1 protein-coding gene and 1 pseudogene are annotated in these 674 nt (G+C 65.9%); both read left to right on the top strand.

What is annotated here, in order from left to right; translation table 11 throughout:
• The coding region (locus FE633_RS46925; RefSeq protein ID WP_138051257.1) for an ABC transporter permease at positions 1-430 on the top strand (430 nt) is incomplete at its 5' end.
• Positions 427-674, top strand: a pseudogene (locus tag FE633_RS46920) (ABC transporter permease); the annotation flags it as partial. The gene FE633_RS46925 and the pseudogene FE633_RS46920, both read left to right, overlap by 4 nt.

Raw genomic sequence — 674 nt, 5'->3', positions numbered from 1 at the left:
GCTGCTCTACAACGAGATCGGCGTGGTCATCGGCACCACCTCCATGATGCTGCCCTACACCGTGCTGCTGCTGTACGGCGTGATGCGCGGCGTGGACCGCAGACTGCTCGCGGCCGCGGCCAGCATGGGCGCGGGACGCGTGACGATCTTCCGCCGGGTCTACCTGCCGCTGGTCGCCCCCGGCCTTGCCAGTGCCGGACTGCTCAGCTTCATCCTCTCCCTGGGCTACTACATCACCCCCGCCCTGATGGGCGGACCCAACCAGACGATGATCGCCACCCTCATCAACCAGCAGGTGACCAAGGACAACCAGTGGAACGGGGCGGCCGCTCAGGGCGTCATCCTGCTGCTGCTCACCATCGCCGGACTGCTGCTGGTCAAGCTCGTCAGCTCCCTCGGCGCCAGCCGTAAGAAGAGGAGCGCATCATGATGGAACTGCGAAGAACGCTCGCCGGGCGGATCGCCCTGACCGCCGTCGCCACCGTGATCCTGCTGTTCCTGGCGCTGCCGATCATCGTCATCCTGATCACCTCCTTCAGCAACAACGCCTTCGCCTCCTTCCCACCCGAGGCGTGGACGCTGAACTGGTACAAAGCGCTGTTCGCCGACGGCAGCAAATGGCCGGCCGCACTGTCACTGAGCGCCCTGGTCGCCGCCCTGAGCACCGTGTTCTC

It is taken from the genome of Streptomyces montanus (assembly GCF_005786655.1).
In the GTDB taxonomy this organism is placed as follows: Bacteria; Actinomycetota; Actinomycetes; order Streptomycetales; family Streptomycetaceae; genus Streptomyces; species Streptomyces sporangiiformans.
This window is presented reverse-complemented; position numbering and strand designations above follow the sequence as displayed.